A 17734-nucleotide genomic window follows, 5' to 3' on the forward strand; every position below is an offset into this window, starting at 1 on the left:
TTAAGAACAACACGTTCAAATGACAGTTTTGATGCTATCAAAAATGAAAATAATCCCTTTCACACTCATTCTATTGCTGTTCATCACGTGTTCTTTTGCACAACCAATTATTAAATGGCAACATTCTTATGGAGGTAGTGATTTTGATGAGGCCTTCACTTCCATAAAGTTTCAACCGGACGAAAATTAATATCGTCCAAGCTCCACTGCATCTACTCCAGTCTCCCAATACCGAGATTTAGTAAAGTTATTTGCCTTTTACTAAACCATTATCGCCGTTCACCAAACAGATTTGATTTTAGCTTGTCGCAAAAATATTTTTGTATGGTTAATTTTTTTGAAGCCGGATCTTCAACTCATGAAACGATACAAAACACGGTGACTTCAAAGCGCACGTTATGAGAAAAAAGATTTTTACGCTACTCTCCGGAAGCCTGATGTTGCTCGCAGGCTTTTCAGCACAATCCCAGGAAATCAATAAGGGATGCTTTTACATTCAGGCTTCGGGCTACTATCGCTACTTCAGCATTGTTCAAACGTACGACGGGGGTTATGTGATTGGGGGATTGGAGACAGGCTTTGCCGGCGGGGTTGATCAGAATTTTTGGGTTTTTAAAGTAGATGCTGCGGCCAATATTTTGTGGTCGAGTTCCATCGGCACCACGGGAAATGATGGATGTTTCGGAATAATTGAAACAGCAGACCATCATATTGTAGCAGGAGGATTTGCCGGAAGTTCCGGTAACCAGGATTTTTTCATCCTAAAATATGACGAAAACGGAAACATCCTCTGGAAAAAAAACGTGGATCACGGGGTTGGAAGTGCAGTCTTCAACTCTGTTACGGAAGCGTCAGATGGTTCATACATTTTAACAGGTGTTAGTCTTTATAATATATTACTTTATAAGATAGACGCTGAAGGTAACAAAATATGGAGCACGGAAATAAATGACGGTGGTCCATACGCTGCTGTAGCACAGCGTGTCGTGCCTTCCACTGCAGGTGGATATTTGATTTCAGGATGGGGAATTACTCCGGGTGCCTTTTTTACACATGTAAACGAAGCCGGAGTGATTCAATGGTCCGTTTCTTACAATGCCGGTGTTGGCTATGATGCCATCCCCCTCTCCAATGGTGGATACCTGATCGGCGGTTATGAATCAGGTACGGGACAACCTCACTCAAATGCATTCGTTACCAGAATTGACAGCAATGGCAATAAAGTATGGAGTAAAACTTACGGCGGTGATGGATCAGAAACATTCTATGGTTTAGCTCCCACCAGCGACGGTGGATTTATCGGAGTGGGAATCGCAGACACCGGTGAATTTATTCCGGCAGGAGCGCACGGATTTGTAGCAAAGTGTAACAGCAACGGCGAAATTGAATGGAGTAAAAATATTTATTCTGCGGCATTGCTTCAGGATGTCATTCAAACAGCCGATGGCGGTTACGCTCTTCTTGGAAATGGTTCTGTCATAAAGCTCGACGCGAACGGAAACGCTTGCGACGAATGTTTGCTGGAAGATTTCGGTTCATGGATGGAAGCAGGTGATGTTGCTCCAAAAGTATTACTGAATTACACGGCGAACGACAGTATTTTCGATTCCCCTTATTCAGAAGTAAGCGGTGGAACCAAACAGGAATTGTGTATAGTAACCGACATAGAAGAAACTCCGAAGACTGCTTCGTTTTCCATTACTCCGAATCCCGCCGATCAGTTCGCAGTTTGCAACTGGCAATCTGAAAACAAAGAAAATATTTGGTTGAAAATTTTTGATGCAACAGGAACATCTGTTTATCAATCCACACTTGTCCATTCACAATCCGAAATTCTCAACGTTGAGAACTGGAAAAATGGAATGTACTTCTGCAGGTTGCAAGCCGGAAGCAAGATTGTTGCTTTGAAATTTATTGTTGAGCATTAGATGTCTGCTTTGACATCATCGAAGCTGTGATCACAGTATCGTGCGGATTTGTGCAAAAACTATTACGATATCAAGTCCGTAAACATGTTCGGAAAGATTCGGTCTTTTAGCTTTTTGAGATGGCTTCTCGTCAAAGTCAAATGAATTCCGGATAGAAGCTTCTTAGTCTGGGATGGGTCACCGCTCCATTCAGGGCTTATCATGAAAAAGCGTCCGCTTAATAATACCTTAATGCCACCGTATAAAATAGTATCAATTTACTATCGCCAACTTTTGAGCTACTATAATCCGCCCGATCGAATCATAAATTTTGCATTGATATATCCCTGGTGGATATTCCTTTACATTAATCAACTTCTCTCCGCGAGATAACGATTCTTTGAGGCGTACCTGGTTAAGTGAATTAATAATTTCAACGGTAACATGTTCTTCACAGCAATAATCAACATGAATATACTCGCTTGCAGGATTCGGGTAAATGGAGAATAAGTTTACCGGATCCGATATGCCGGTCGCAATGATGGTAATTTCCTTGCACGTTATTGGGGTATCACAATCACCGTATGCCGTAAGACAAGCTGTATAAATTCCATTTGCAGTATAGGTATGATTCGGATTAGGAGCGAAACTCTGCTGACCGTCACCAAACTCCCAAAAATAAAACAATGTATTAATTGCCTGGTTTGTAAAAAAAACCTGGTTTACATTCGTTGTATATGTAAAATCAGATTCAGTAGAACACTGTAGAGTAACATCCATACAGGTTGTATCATTTACACAAAGACCATAGGCAATAAGACAAACATGAAAAGTTCCCAATGAACTATAAGAATGAACAGGACTTGTTATGCTGCTGTTCGTACCATCACCAAAATCCCATAAATAACCGGTAGCTGATGCTGATGTATTTGTAAACTCAACCTCTAAATCATTTGCTGAACTGGAAAAATTGGCTGCTGCAATGCAATTGACAAATACTGATTTACATACAATTGAATCACCGCATTCATTGTTTGCAATTAAACACACCGTCTTTTCGCCAGGAGAAATATAAGTATGAGCGGGATTTTGTTCCGTTGAAGTAAATCCATCTCCGAAATCCCAATGAAGCAAGTCTTCAGAAGTTGTATTGTCTTCAAAAGAAACTGTATTTCCGTTTGAAGTATATGTAAAATTTGTATTCGGTATTGAGCAATTAAAATTATCACATAAAATTTCTTCAGCCGTAGAATAATATGTGGAATACATGGGAATGTATATAAGTGGAATGGTATCGTAAGTTGATGTAATATTTAAATTAGTGATGGAGGGAGTGAGGTTGACGATGTTGCAGACGACAGAATCACTGTAACAGCCGGCATAACCATTTGAATCTGCTTTCAATAGGTACGGAAACCAATCTACTGAACCTGTTTCAGTGTACAGTGTAGCAAAACCATTGTCGGCTGTAAAAGCAGGTTTCTGAATACGGGACTTAAAGGGAAATGAATATTTTTTAGCATGCAGAAACCCACCCGCTGAATTCAATTTTATGAATTGAGCATCATATTCTCCGCCTGAAAGCACTTGCAGGTTGCCACTTTGTAATTCATTGATACCAAATCCGGCATTACCCACTCCGATATCAGCAAGCTTAGCCCATAACATATCCCCATCTTCTTCTAACCTAAGGATGATAGGCTTGGGAACATACGATCCTCCAAAACTGGAAGTATTTCCAGTTACAAGAATGTTTCCGTTTGCGGATTCAACAATCCCATAACCGGCATCGGCGGAAGGACCATAATACTTTTTTCCCCAGATGGGTACTCCTGCAGCGTCTGACCGAAACACCAGGAGATCATTACTATAGCCGCCGGTTATTAAAAGATCACCGTTTTTTGCTTCATATAATTTCGAAGCAAAAGTTGTTTCCGTGTAAGAACGTTTCCATAATGTAAGGCCTGCTTTCGTCAGTTTCAGTACAACTGCTTTTGAATTATCCTGACCAGCTATCAAAAGACTTTCATCGCTTGTTTCGATGATATCCGCATAGTTATTTACTGAACCCGAGAACTTTCGTTTCCATAATAACTTACCAATACTGTCATATCGGGTTACTGCTAAACCGCTTTCACCGCTTACAATAGCGAAACCTCCATCTCTCGTCGGCGTAACTGACAAGGCCATTCCGCCAGGTGAACCAATCGTCCAAAGTTCATTCCCTTTAAAATCAGTTCGTATTATCCATGGTGTTAAACCTGCGTTGTTTGAAAGAAGCAAGTACCCGCCATCTCCCATTCGTACGACCTGAACCGGCAGAAGATTATTGCCACTTATTCCGCAAAACATAACAAACCGGCTTTGAACCGTGTCATCTATAGATATTGATTGACATTCCGTTGCTGCACCACAAGTATTTGAAGTAGTCAGACAAACGGAATATGATCCCACAGAATCAAAAAAATGTACTGATTGAGGCCAGTAAGCATTTTTGCCATCGCCAAAATCCCATTTCCAGGATTCATTATTAATGGCATTTGCAGTAAACTCACATTGAAACATTTTCCTTGTTACACTGAAGGTTGCGTCCGGCAGGGAATCAACAAAAAAATTAATTTCAGCAGTATCCTTGCATTCTCCTTTTGCAATCAGACTTATATTATGAGCACCAGGGTTACTTGTTAAGTAACTTAAGTTTGGTGTCGTGGTAATTAGTAAATCATCAACGTACCACTTGAAATTCGTTGCGTTTGTGGATGCGTTAATTGCTTCCAACACGCTTCCGCTACAAATTCTTGATGTGCTCAGGCTAATGCCTGCGTTGGTAACGCAGGTATCTTCGCAAGAATAAATCACTTCATCGGGATAAGGCACCGCAACATAATTGAAGCTGTCAACCTGGGCGTATGCTTCCTTATAAATTACCTGGTTAAATGTGGGTAGAATTGCTGACTCTGTACCAAACTCAAAATTTACAGTATCAAGGCACAAAAGGTCCATGTCCATATTGGTCTTCAGCAAGGAAAATTGTCCATCATTATTTACTTCAGCGTAACCGGCGATCCAGAGGTTATTCTCCATCCCAACCTCCACATCAAATAGTCCGTAATCACTTTCAGGGAATTCATGAATGGAAATCAAATTTCCCTTCTTATCAGTTTTAAACAGGACGTTACAATCGAGAAAAACATTTGATTCGTCAGGCAGTTTGCATACAGAAAGCTGGGTTCCACAATTAATGGTAGGGCTATAGTAGTAGTCTATTTTTAAATTATTCCCACTGGTGTCAAACTGCGCTTGCCAAAATCGAAATTTTTGGTCTTGGGAGAAATACGAATCACCTGTCACTGTAAGATTACCATTTGAATAAGCCATATCTGCTGGCTCAAAGAAGCCAAAATCTCCGTATTCCCTGCTCCATAGAATTTCACCATTTTGGTCAATACAAAAGAGGGATATTCCCAGGTCAGCTAAGTTTGAATTGTAGGAATGTCCAAGAATAACGAAATGGTTTTGGGAGATTTGTAGCATTCTTATTCCGCCCAGAGGTCCAAGTGGATTTTTGTATTGATTCATCCAGATAACATGTCCTGCAGAATCGGTTTTAGCTATACCGCAATAAGTATCATACTGGCTGTTGCTGGGACCATTAAAAAGAATCAGCAATGAATCTCCATCAACTTCAATCGCATCAATTCCTGTCGATAGTAAAGTCCCTTTAAAGAAATCTCTTGACCAAAGCACATTTCCGAGCTGATCAGTTTTAATAACATCCGCGGCGCCCAATCCTCCAAGTAAAATAAAACCGCTGTCTTTTGTTGATGCTATATTTACCTGATCAAATTTCTCTTCGATGTCAAACTTCTTTGCCCATATCAATGAATCATTCTTATTAAACCGAAACAATGCAAATCGATCTTTGGAAATGGTTGCATCATAAAATGAAAGGAATACCGCACATCCTGAATCAGGTGTTAAACATATCTCGGCATCATAATCAGCCATTGTCTCAGCATGAAATGCATTTAAATACTTTGCCTGCGTAAAACCGTAATCAGGAAAGAGCAGAAATAAAAATAGGATGAAAGTATTCTTCGACATTAATATAAATTATTGAGGAGAAGCCCTAAGGTAAATAGTTTAAATTAAACCTATGGTCTTTCAAGTGCTGTCTTGAAAAGCATTCATTTTATCATGCAATTATTTCCATCCAGCCAAATTCTTCCTATGCAACTTTAGAACTAATGCATGTGGAAGGTAGCCACCAAGGTGACGTTTCACTGGTATCGCATTTTGCGATGCCATAAACCCTACTTCTTCATTTGTAAATTGAAACATGAAACTTTTAGGGGATCGATCAATGTTTCTTTTACCTGCTCTCTTAGCCGAATTGATTTTATCTCTTACAGCAATGCAATATCCCTGTCCAACATTACATTTTCATCACCCGGAAAAATTATCTTCCTCATCACAACAACCGGTGATATAACCGGGACCTTATTCATAAGAATGTGTTATAAGGTGATTAATAAAAACCAAATTGCTTCATTGCTAAACTGTAAAAATTGTTGGGGCATCTTTAAGCCCCAACAATTAAACCATTCAACAATGAAGCAATTTTCTAACTCCGGTACTGAATCACTTCAGCAAGCTGTTACGGATGCGCTACAAATAATCCAAGACTAACATTGGGTTCCAGTAAATTGTAATCCTGACCATCAGGTACTCCATCACCTGTAATATCAGAAGTATTATATCCGAAGACAGGGAAGGTAACATCGGGTTCCATCGCATTGAAATCACCGCCGTCAATGGAACCATTCTGATCTACATCTCCGCTGTAGATTGCCCAGATTCCGTCAATGAAGGTCATCTGAGGATTAGGATTGAATGGATCAGGGTATGCTTGTGTAACGTCCGTTGAAAAATCATAGTCGATCATCGAACTGCTAAAGGTCACTGCCGATGCACTCCAGGTTTCAAGTGTATTTCTATGAGTGATCGCTATGTAGTAGGAATTGCCGATTACAGAAGCGGGGAAGGTACATGAAAGTGTTCCGTCAGTTTGTAATATTCCTTTGAAGGTGGCGAATACTATGGATGGTGTGCCGCTGTCGTGCAAAGCGATTACAACTGTATCAACATTCGTAGACAATGGATTTGCGTCCACACCTGAATTATACAATACCGGTTTCATCATACCGCCGGCATCATAATATCCCTGGATGTAAAATTTCAGGTCCAGCGTAGCAAAGCAGGTGTTTACCGTTACGTTGAAGCTGCAACTATCGGTGTTCCCATGAATGTCAGTAACAATATACTTGACTAGCGTAGTGCCATTCGGCAATGTGTCTCCGGGCTCATAGTTGCTAGTAAATGTTGCTATCCCGCAATTGTCTGATGGTGTAGGAGGAATCCAGCTCGCGATGCTGTCGCACGTTACAATATCTGACGGGCAACCCATTAAAGTTGGTGACTCATCGTCTGTAACTGTTACTTGTTGATAGCAGGTATCTGCATTGCCGCATGCATCGGTAGCGATCCACATTACAGTAGTATTACCTACAGCAAAGCCGGTACCCGGATGATTATTGGTAATAGAGATGGCGCTGCAATTATCCGAAGTGATTGGATTATGAAGTGTGATAATCGCACTGCACAGGGTGGCATCATTGCTAACGGTGGTATCATTTGGACAAACGATCACAGGATCAGTAGTGTCTTCAACAGTAAATGTTGCACTTGTAGTTGAAAAGTTACCGCAAGCATCGGTAGCTGTAAATGTTACGGTAGCAAAACCAGTAGCTCCGCAATCATTACTCAAAGCAGAATAATTATTACTCCACACCACACCACTGCATGCATCAGAAGCCGAAGCACCACCATTAGCAGCAAGCCATGAATTGAGATCACTAGTGTTACCACTTCCATCGCACTCAACGGTGAGTGAAGCAGCAGGTGTTCCGATAATGGGATCAGTAGTGTCTTCAATTGTAAATGTTGCTGTTGTAGTTGAGAAGTTACCGCAATCATCGGTAGCAGTAAAAGTTACGGTAGCAAAACCAGTAGCTCCGCAATCATTACTTAAAGCAGAATAATTATTACTCCACACCACACCACTGCAGCCGTCAGAAGCCGAAGCACCACCATTAGCAGCAAGCCATGAATTGAGATCGCTAGTGTTACCGCTTCCATCACATTCAATGGTGAGTGAAGCAGCAGGTGTTCCGATAATGGGATCAGTAGTGTCTTCAACAGTAAATGTTGCACTTGTAGTTGAGAAGTTACCGCAATCATCGGTAGCAGTAAAAGTTACGGTAGCAAAACCAGTAGCTCCGCAATCATTACTCAAAGCAGAATAATTATTACTCCACACCACACCACTGCAGCCGTCAGAAGCCGAAGCACCACCATTGGTAGCAAGCCATGAATTGAGATCACCAGTGTTACCGCTTCCATCACACTCAACGGTGAGAGAAGAAGCAGGTGTTCCGATAGTAGGATCGATAGTGTCTTCAATGGTAAATGTTGCTGTTGTAGTTGAGAAGTTACCACAATCATCAGTTGCTGTAAAAGTTACGGTAGCAAAACCAGTAGCTCCGCAATCATTACTCAAAGCAGAATAATTATTACTCCACACCACACCGCTGCAGGCATCAGAAGCCGAAGCGCCACCATTGGTAGCAAGCCATGAATTGAGATCACCAGTGTTACCACTTCCATCACATTCAACGGTGAGTGAAGCGGCAGGTATTCCAATTAAAGGATCGGTAACATCACTGACAACAATTACCTGCAAACAAGTAGCGAAATTTCCATTCGCATCCTGTGCTTTCCAGGTACGATTAATTGTATAGTTACCAATACAACTTCCGGGTACGATTACATCTGTATAGCTGATGGACGGATCTGAATCGCAATTATCCGTTGCTGTAGCCATTCCCGTATTCGAAGAATCACTCGATTCATCACATGCAATACCTGTATTACCAGGACAAATAATCAAAGGTTTAACGGTGTCTTCAATCGTTACATCATAGTTGGTTGATGCTAATGCAGTGCAGTTAAATTCATTAGAGTAGTTTACAGAGACTGTTCCAAAACCGGCAGGTCCCCAATTGATAACTATAAAGTCATCAGCCAATGTACCACCTGATGCAATACTTCCTCCAGCTACATTCCAGGTGTACAAACTCTGTCCCGGTTCAGTATTGTATACTACTCCTGAAGCATTAGGGCACACATAATCATTTCCCATAACAGTTGGAGTAGGCAACGGATTAATAACTACTTCAAAGGGCGCAGAAGTACCAGTACAGCCGCTGGCAGCAGTATAGGTAACTGTAACAGTTCCCAATCCTGCATCATCCCAATTTATATATACAATGTTGTCTGCAACACTACTGATAACACCGCCGGAAACTCCCCAGTCATAACCTGACATTCCTCCTTGTGTAATATATGCTACGTCTTCAGAAAAAGCGCAAACTGTATCTGTTCCGGTTACAATTGGGAGTGGAACATCCAGAATAATTACCTCAAAGTTTGCAGATGTTCCTTCACAACCCAGATCATTCGTATAGGTAACACTCACGATTCCAATACCTGGAGCGTCCCAGTCGACATATACAATGCTATCAGTCACGTTACTGATAACACCTCCTGATACATTCCAGTTATAATTGGTCATTCCGCTTTCAGTCGTATAAATAGAAGCAGTTGTAAATGCGCAAACAGTATCAGAGCCTGATAAAGTTGGTTGGGGAGACTCTAGAATTATTAACTCAAAGTCAGGTGAAGTACCTTCGCAACCTGCTTCATTGGTATAAGTCACACTCACGATTCCAATACCGGCAGCATCCCAGTCAACATATACAATGCTGTCCATAACGTTACTTATAACACCACCTGATATATTCCAATTATAATTGGTCATTCCACTTTCCGTAGTATAAACTGAACCGGTTGTGAATGCGCAAACAGTATCCGCACCTGTTACTGTTGGCAGGGGAGATTCCAATATAGTCACCTCGAAAGCTGGTGAAGCACCTTCACAACCCGGATCATTGGTGTAGGTAACACTCACGATACCAATACCCGCTGCATCCCAATCTATATATACGATGCTATCGGTTACACTACTAATAACTCCACCTGATACATTCCAGTTATAATTGTTCATTCCACCTTCCGTAGTATAAGCTGAACCCGTTGTGAATGCGCACACCGTATCAGCGCCTTCAACAGTTGGAAGAGGAGCGTCAATTATTATTACTTCAAAGTTTGCCGATGTATCTGTACAACCTGTGCTATCAGTATAGATAACCGAAACAATTCCTATTCCTGCTACATCCCAGTCAACCGTTACCACATTAGCAGCCACGTTGGTGATTATGCCGCCTGATACATTCCAGTTGTAATCATACATTCCTTCTTCAGTAGTATAAATTGAACCCGTAGTATATGCACAAACCGTATCCGCTCCTGATATGGCGGGAGTAAATGCAAGGCAGATTCCGTTGCAAATTTCATTAGTCTGAAAGCCAGGTGAACCAGGCTGACTATCCGTTCCATTCTTCAAATAAGGAATATAGGATACCGATCCTGAAATGGTTGCTCCAACATCTCCGGGAACTGTTGTTCCCCACCAGTTGCAGGTCATGCCGGCATTTAACGTTCCGCCCGCATTTGCATCGAAAACGTTGGAGTTGCTATTGTCTGCAATTGCATTGTTGTTTGCACTAATCGTTAATGTTTGTCCTCCTTCTGATTCAAGGTACCATCCGTCCGCATTATTGATGATATAATTATTATTGAATACACCACTGACATCAGATGAACCAAAACCAAATAAGCTGGTGGTAACATAAACTCCTGTAGCACTGGCATTGCCTTGTCCATCAATTGTGTTGCCCATAAAAACCGGTGTTACGGCAGCCTGTTGACCTGCGAGCGCCATACCCACCACTACATTATTTACGGTATTGTCCTTTACTACTACATCACGATAGGGAGCAAATACCCAGATACCATATCCAGATGCTGTGCTGTTGGAAACAATATTGTTTTTGATGGTGTCTGTTATGCCGCCACTGCTTCCATTATTATCTGTATGAATACCGCTGGCTGAACCTGTGACAGTATTGTTTTTGAAGACAGTACCCGTGGAATTGTTTGCTGCTATCGCATCATTACAATCGCTTACCGTGTTGTTATCAAATATTCCGGTACCTCCAAAGTTGAACATGCCAATGGAAGCTGCCTCTCCCTGTACATTATCTACTGTATTATCATGAAAATTAAACGAACCTCCAGTGGAAGCATAAGCACCTCTCAGGTAAATATTGTTAAGGGTGACATCGTGTATTTCAAGATTCTGATAAACACCCATTGAATGATTGGTGATGATACCGTTTCTGGCATCAATATCAACGCCATCTACTACAACACTGCTGTTGAGTGATGGATTGTCTCCATCAATTGTGAGATCGTGTATCGTTACATTGCTGGCCTGAACTAAAAATATATTGCTGGCTAATCCTCCACACAACGATCCGCCGCCACACACGGGATTCGAAATTGCTGGAATTACAAAAGTGCTTCCCTGTCCGGCACCACCGATATTAACTTCTTTATGTACCGTCACATTTTCTATAAAGGTGCCTGAACCTGCATTCAGGTCATCACCATTTGCAGCGAAGTCCACTGCATATTGAATGCATCCATACACAACATTGGTAATCGAAGAATTGTCGACGCGTTTGTCATATACAAAAGACGCTGAAGGAACAGTAGCAGGATCTTCGAGTTGTACATGTATGTTATTATCTGAAAAATTATTCGCGCCATAAATCATTCCTGCATTTGAATCATATCCGAATCCACCTCCTGCAGTAAACAGACCGGTTTCATTTCCGATGATGGTATTTGCCAACGCACCGGCGCCTCCTATGAAAATGGAATTTCCTGTTGGCGTATTATTGAAATCTATTCCCGCTCCGGCCAGCAGAATACCGGACGAAACATCGGTATGCGGTGCAACTGTGTTGTATAAATTGTTTGAAATAACATTCCCCTGAATAGTTCCCCATGCTCCATAGCCAAACTGAATTCCGTTTTGTGCTATGATACCTGAAACTGATGATCCGATAATACTGTCATTGATCACAATACCTTCTGTTCCCAATTCATTGATGAGTATTCCTGTTTTCTGATAATCATCCACCTTGCTGTTACTGATTGTTACTGTGTGTGAAAGATTTACATCATAACTGTGATTTACGAATATTCCTTGTCCGCGTTGGTTACCATTGACAGATGGAGCATCATGAATGCCGGTTACGCGGCAATCATCGATCAAACCGGATGCTTCAAAATAATAGATGCCTATTAAATTGCTGACATTCCTGCCGCCGTCGCCATCCACTTTTATGTCGTGGATTTCAACATTGTTTCCAACACCACTTACATATACTATTGGTTGATAAGTACCATTAGCATTGCTCACATTGGTTGGCGAAGCAGGAGCCAGGATAGTGGTGGTATTGGTGCTTCCTGATCCAATAATGACCAGTGATTTATTGATCTGAACCTGTTCTGTGTAGGCACCATTATCCACGAACAAAGTATCATTTGTAGTAGCAGTATTAATAGCAAAAGCTAACGTCGCAAATGGTGCGCTGTTGGTTCCTGCATTCGCATTGCTGCCAACCGCTGTTGTAAAGATGTCGCCGGCGGTGCTGTTATCATTTACGAAGTAACGCGTAACACCTGAACATCCTTCATCAATAGAAAAGTCGCAGTCATCATCTATGGAGTTAGCACATACTTCTATTGCTCCGGGATAAACCTGGTTATTGCCATCATTACAATCATCTGTGTTCGTCACTACCGTGGCACCTGCACAAGCCGCAAAAATGTCCGATCCGTAGCCATCTTCATCTGCATCTGCGTACAGCAATAAGTCATCATCGCAATCATCACTGTTATCTACAAAGCCGTCGGGAATCATGTTATCACACGTGTAAAGGGCAAAGAAGGCATCACCGAATCCGTCTCCATCTTCATCAGCATAAAATATGTAGGACTGGAATTCGGGATCGGAATCATTGCAATCATAACTGGAAATTTCTCCGCATGCAACAGGATCTCCTGCGCCTGCTCCATCACCGTCATTATCGGCATACATGAAAAGTCCATCATCACAATCCGTATCATCCAAAACATAATCATCAGGTTGTAAACAGGAAACGAGTGGTATTGCAGCATCTCCGAAACCATCACCATCCACATCAGCATACCATGTTTGTCCCGGATGTTCATCTGCACTGGCATCGTTGCAATCTGTATTATCAAGTATATATCCACCCGGAGCCCCACTACAGGAAACCTGCGATACGTCAGGGTTCCCAAATCCATCTGTATCAAGATCCTGATAGTACGTAACATTCGCATTTACCGTAATAGTTGCAGAAGAAGAATTTGCGGTAGCGCAAACACCACTTTGTACCACAGCGCGATAAGAAGTGGTTGAAGTGAGATTGGTATACGATTGAGTTGTAGTTGTGTTTACAATGTCATGTTCATCACTTGCGAAATTATCACTGGAGTATTGCCATTTCACTACACTTCCGGTATGATCACTGAGTGTAACAGAACCGCTGTTGGTTCCTGAGCAAACTGTTGTGCTTCCTGCAACAGATCCACCCACAGAAATTGGATCAACAGTTATGGTGACCTCTGCACAGGTGCCCGGCGCAACGCATCCACCTTCACCACGCACATAGTAAGTGGTGGTGATGGATGGACTTACCACAATGGAAGTTCCAGCTCCAGCAGAAGTGCCTCCACAACCAACGGTATACCACTGCCAGTTGATGGCACTGTTCAGATTGCCTGACGTAATATTCAGCGTAGTGTTGTTACCATTACAAATTGGATTTAATGTAGCCGTAATCCCGGGAACATCAGGGTCAGTACAAGCTTCTTCTCCAAGCTGGAAATCACTGAATGCGGTTAGTCCGGTTGCTTGCGTGCTGGTTGAAGTCCTGGCACCTACCGCAGGATGCGTCCATATGCCGCCTGAATTTTTTGCAACAATAAAACTGGCCGTGTTTGCACCACCCTGCACATCGGTGGGAACAAAGGTGAAAGTCGCATCATACGTAGGATTTGAAATAGTAACGTTGGTGACAGTCCATAATCTTTTCAAATATTTGGTTTGACTGATTCCCGAACCTGTTGGAATATTTCCTGCTGCCGGTGCGCCTCCAGGCACTGTTGTGCTTACTGCCAGGTTACCTCCGGAAGTGCTACCTGAAAAATCAAAAGTAACAGGCGTATAGTTAGTGGCATCACCAATATCGAACACTGCCGAAGTGCCGGTGCCGCTGCAGGCTCGTTGCAATGTTCCGATCACGTAACCGGAAGTTCTTGAAATCGAACCGGCCATGTTGGAGAGAATAAGCTTGCTGGCCCCTGTTGTGGTAATAAAGTTGGAACCGAGTGACACATTTCCACCTACCATGAGATCACTGTTTGTACTGAGCGATCCACTGGTGATAGTAAGATTGCCGCCCATCGTCCTGCTTTGGCCAAGCGTAACGGCAGTTCCATTCTGGATGGTTACATTGTTGAGTCCATCACCAATAATCCATTCATTTGACACGGTATAACTGCTGCCGCTATTGTAAACAAGCAAAGCCGATGCACCATAACCAGGTTTTACACTACTTGCAGGATTTGCCTGCACATATCCACTGGCATTGATTTGCAATGTTCCAAACACGTTGAATAATCCATACCTGCAAAGTATGCCGCGTGATAAGGCAAGTGTTTTTCCTGAATTCACGGTTACATTGAAAAACTTCTTTTCATGATCATCATTGATGGTGGCATTACCGGTGAGCGTCGTGAGATTTCCGGAGATCACCAGACTAAGATCATTTCCTGTTCCTGCATCCGTTCCGGTAATAGATCCTGAAGTGATATTGATGGTGGAAGATGCGCCCGACATCGTGAGTGTTTTACCAGTGCCTCCTGAAACACGCATATCACCGCCACTCACCAGCAGCGTATTTTCTACGTCGAAATTAGCGAGGATGCTCCTGGTGCCGCCTGAATTGGTGAGGTTATAAAAGTCAGCAATGTTGTTCAGGTTACCCGAAGAAGTGAAGCTGACAGTGCTTGTAGATTTTGTAAAACCTGTTACACTCCAGGCGCCGCTTAAGCTGATGCCTGAAGCACCTGAGCAGGTAAAAGCGCTGCTGGTAGTGATATCACCCATCACCATGGAACCTGTTCCAATCGTAATGGTGGCCGCGTTTATACTTTTACCGCCATTTAATGTATGATTTCCAACTGCGAGTGTACCAGTGATGGTTTTATCTCCATTTAAGGTGATGGTATTGGTGCCACTCGGTGCGGTGATGGTTACATTTTTTACGCCTGTGGAAGGAAATTCATTGTTAGTAGTTGTGTACGAAGTTGTGTTGTAGATTAAAGTTGATGATCCTCCATAAGTTGGAGTACCGGTTAGAAATCCTCCATCGTTAATTTGGGCGGTGCCATTTAAAGTGAGGTTATTGGCATTTGTTACACCTGAAGAAGTTTGAAAAGTACCGCTTATCGTTCTTGCCACATTCATGGTAATTCCACTTGCTCCGGCAACTGTTACGTTTATTGGACCGTTTGATATTGGCCAATAAGAGCCGCCGTTTTCACCGAACGAACCAGTTGAATTATTATAAATTAAGGTAGCGCCTGACCCATATGTCCAGGTTCCGGTACCATCGGCGAAACCACCTTGATTGATCTGGAAAGATCCATTGAGAGCGACTGCACCATTGGCTGTAATGGTAGACGATGTAATTAATGTAGAACCGGCAGCAATATTAATAGATCCTGAAAAAATTGAAGCCGCTATATTAGTAACTGTAGCATTATTGTTAACTGTTAAAGTAGAATAGGTAGGCGTGAAGGCAGTGCCTGATTTTATCGATAATCCGATTGCCGGATGATTCAGCAAATTTTTAGAGGCAGTTATTGTATTTGCGAATACTGTCAGATTATCAATACGAAAAGTACCAGTAGCAGCAAACACACCTCTTCCAGTTCTGTCACCCGCACTTCCCGCATAAGCATATACTCTTATTGTAACAGAACTTTGGTTATCAGCACCTGCGGGAAGTGAAAAACTTCCTGAGGCAGATAAGGTATTGTTTCCAGTTAAAACGGGTGAAGTGGAAGCTACATTAAACGTTGTACCATCCGTGCTGTACAAAATTCCAACTCTTGCCGGTCCCGTACCTGATGCCTGATTATCAAATGAAATAGTTATAGTGCTGAAACCGGAAGTATTAACTACAAATTGTTGATAGTTAGTAGCTGCGGTTCCGGGATCAGTCGTAGAAGCTGACCATGTATTTCCTGTAATCGCTTGACCGCTTGCACTGCCTCCATTAAAAGTGCCGGCTCCCGCAACACCACCTACTGACGCAATTCCAGCAGAAGTTAATGCTGCACTACCACTATTTATTTGCGCTTCAACAAGGTTTTCAAAAGTGGTTCGTGTAATATTATTTTCGAAATCATAATACAATATCGGAACCTGAGCCATAGCACATTTTCCCATGATCGCAATAATAGAATAAACCATTGCTATCAACCGAACTGCCTTCCCTATTTTACTACCGTGAAAACCAGTTCCCGTAATAAATGACGAATAATTTTTTGTAGATGTTTTCATGGTTAATGGTTGATCTGCTGAATGTTTGGATGAAGGGAATGAAATTATTAGCGCGTAGTGTAATGGTTGTCGCATTGACGGTTGATTTAATGATTAGTTAAATGGTGGTATTTAATTAAAATGCAGAACTCACTTTATAGATAAGTTCTCCTTTATTATTTTTTTGCTGCAGGTTTAATCCGGAGGGTAACCTCTTTTTCCGCAGGGCAGTTATTTTCAGGCAAAGTCATCATCACATGCAGTTTCACTGTTTCATTTGCAATATCCCCGGAAGATGGTTTGTAAACCGTGTTTCCTTCATTTGCATGGGTGAAAGCACCGCTGCCTGCTGAGCGCCATTGAAAAACTGCTTTTTCTGCACCGGTGGCAACAAGATTCACATTGCTTCCTGGATCAACATTTATCAATTCCTTCGTATAAATTTCAGGGGAAGCATCTATCATAAGTATCATTACATCAGAATCCGGCAGACAAACACCGAAAGGTTGCGCCTCCAGCATAATGGAGCATCCGCCATTTTTTATGTCATCGGAAGAAGGCGTATAAACGGCATCCGCTTTATGCGGCGCGTCAAATGTTCCGGTTCCGTTGGTTATCCAGGTCGTCTCTTTTGCTTTGCCCGGAGTAACCGAACCATGAAGTGACACAGTATTTCCTGAACAGATTCGTTGGTCGACTCCTGCATTGGCTTTTATTTCCTGGTTCACAACAATTTTTATTTCATCTCTTACCGGCATGCACGAAGGCTTATCAGGATTGCTGGCCACCAGTATAAGTAGTACTGTTGTTCCGGCTTCTGAAGCATGAGGAGTGTAATGCGCATTTGGGGTTTCACGATTGGGTTCGAATATTCCTTTGCCACCGCGCCAACCGGCTTTCGTAGCATCGCCTCCAATAGTACCTCCAAGGTTTACCTGGCCACCGGAACATACATCAATGCCGGGACCCGCATTTACCGAAAAGCTGCAGTCCTGTGAGTTCGCCTGCCTGCTGATGAACAGGTTGGAAATAATCAATGCGAAAATCAGCATATTGACTTTGCATCCCGTTGTATCTGGTGTTACAGAGATCATGTTTA

Annotated in this window: 4 protein-coding genes; 1 reads left to right on the top strand and 3 read right to left on the bottom strand. The window is 42.3% G+C overall.

All coding sequences use genetic code 11. The features are described from left to right. The first annotated feature begins 398 nt into the window (after positions 1–398). The gene (locus IPO83_03765; GenBank protein MBK9730398.1) at positions 399–1928 is read left to right on the top strand and encodes a T9SS type A sorting domain-containing protein; all 1530 of its coding nucleotides are present in this window, start codon (positions 399–401) and stop codon (positions 1926–1928) included. 252 nt (positions 1929–2180) lie between these two features. Here the strand turns inward: IPO83_03765 and IPO83_03770 are convergent, their stop codons facing one another. From IPO83_03770 to IPO83_03780, 3 genes are all read right to left on the bottom strand, one after another. Further along, on the bottom strand, positions 2181–6011 hold the full coding sequence (locus IPO83_03770; GenBank protein MBK9730399.1) for a PKD domain-containing protein: 3831 nt from the start codon (positions 6009–6011) through the stop codon (positions 2181–2183). 553 nt (positions 6012–6564) lie between these two features. Beyond that, the gene (locus tag IPO83_03775; protein MBK9730400.1) at positions 6565–16656 is read right to left on the bottom strand and encodes an HYR domain-containing protein; all 10092 of its coding nucleotides are present in this window, start codon (positions 16654–16656) and stop codon (positions 6565–6567) included. Between the two features lie 155 nt (positions 16657–16811). Next, complete coding sequence (locus tag IPO83_03780; GenBank protein ID MBK9730401.1) at positions 16812–17729, bottom strand: hypothetical protein; 918 nt, start codon at positions 17727–17729, stop codon at positions 16812–16814. Positions 17730–17734 lie beyond the last annotated feature (5 nt).

This window comes from Chitinophagaceae bacterium (genome assembly GCA_016717285.1).
GTDB lineage: Bacteria > Bacteroidota > Bacteroidia > Chitinophagales > UBA10324 > JACCZZ01.

Bases quoted from the DNA above. Each gene is read 5' to 3' on its own strand.
- IPO83_03765 (MBK9730398.1), top strand. From the start codon at position 399: ATGAGAAAAAAGATTTTTACGCTACTCTCCGGAAGCCTGATGTTGCTC.
- IPO83_03770 (MBK9730399.1), bottom strand. From the start codon at position 6,011: ATGTCGAAGAATACTTTCATCCTATTTTTATTTCTGCTCTTTCCTGAT.
- IPO83_03775 (MBK9730400.1), bottom strand. From the start codon at position 16,656: ATGAAAACATCTACAAAAAATTATTCGTCATTTATTACGGGAACTGGT.
- IPO83_03780 (MBK9730401.1), bottom strand. From the start codon at position 17,729: ATGATCTCTGTAACACCAGATACAACGGGATGCAAAGTCAATATGCTG.